We start from the raw sequence: 1,128 nt of genomic DNA on the forward strand, positions 1-1,128 counted from the left end.
TGAACTCTTCCGCATCTTCGAGCTCCCGGATCACCGAGCCCCACAACCGTGGCCGGCGGCCGGACCAGCGTACGCGGACGCCCCATTCGTCCAACTGGTTCCGCTGCCTGCGTAGCACGTCCTTGTTAAAACCCATCAGGAAGCGCACCTCTTCGGGTGAGCGCCGCCAGTTCTCAGTGGAGAAGGCATAAACGCTGACGTATTCGATACCCAGCTCAATGGCACCGGCCATCACGTCCAGGAGGGCCGGCTCACCGGCCTTGTGGCCCTCGATCCTGGGCAGGCCCCGCTGGTTGGCCCAGCGGCCGTTGCCGTCCATGACTATGGCGACATGCCGTGGAATGAATTCTGCGGGGATCGCCGGGGCAATCGCACCGGATGGGTGGGGATACGGCGCGATCACGGGGGTGGTCCGCTTCCGCGCAATGTTCTGCTTTTTTGCCAGTACCACTGTCAGCTACGCTCCACATGTTTGAGGGATTTGAGTACCCGTTCGAGATGCCATTGCAGGTAGGCGGCCACCAGGCCGGCACCCTCCCTGCGGTGCTGCTCCTGCGAGCCGTCCGCCGTCGTCCAGTCCCCCTTCAGCAAGGCGGCCAGCAGGCTGACGGTCTCAGCTGCAGGGGCGGGCGAGCCGGGGGGCCGGCAGTCAGCACAGACCATGCCGCCGATGGGGGCGGAGAACGCTGTATGCGGCCCCGGCCGCCCGCAACGCGCACAGTCTGTGAAGCTGGGCGCCCAGCCGCCGGTGGCAAGGGCCCGCAGGAGATAGGAATCGAGGATCAGCCCGGGCGCGTGTTCAGCGCGGCTCAAGGACGCCAGGGCGCCCACCAGAAGGTTGTACTGGGCGGTTCCGGCTTCGCCGTCGACGTCGGTCAGTTTCTCCGCTGTTTCGGTCATGGCGGCCGCGACGGTGTAGCTGGCGTAGTCCGCCGCGATACTCCCGCCGTAGGCGCCTTTGGCCACGGCTTGGGTGACGATGTCAAGGGTCCGGCCCGACACCAGCTGAAGGTCGGCCACCATAAAGGGCTCCAGCCGGGCGCCGAATTTGCTGCTCGTCCGGCGCACGCCCTTCGCGACGGCCCGGATCTGGCCGTGATGCTTGGTCAACAGAGTGATGATGCGGTC

At 66.3% G+C, this 1,128-nt stretch carries 2 protein-coding genes; both read right to left on the reverse strand.

From position 1 onward, the window contains the following. A partial coding sequence (uppS, locus tag DBR22_RS24965; RefSeq protein WP_258229369.1) for a polyprenyl diphosphate synthase occupies positions 1-451 on the reverse strand: 451 nt, incomplete at its 3' end. A gap of 2 nt (positions 452-453) precedes the next feature. Next, a partial coding sequence (recO, locus tag DBR22_RS21570) for a DNA repair protein RecO (RefSeq protein WP_258229370.1) occupies positions 454-1,128 on the reverse strand: 675 nt, incomplete at its 5' end.

It is taken from the genome of Arthrobacter sp. HMWF013, from assembly GCF_003061105.1.
In the GTDB taxonomy this organism is placed as follows: domain Bacteria; phylum Actinomycetota; class Actinomycetes; order Actinomycetales; family Micrococcaceae; genus Arthrobacter.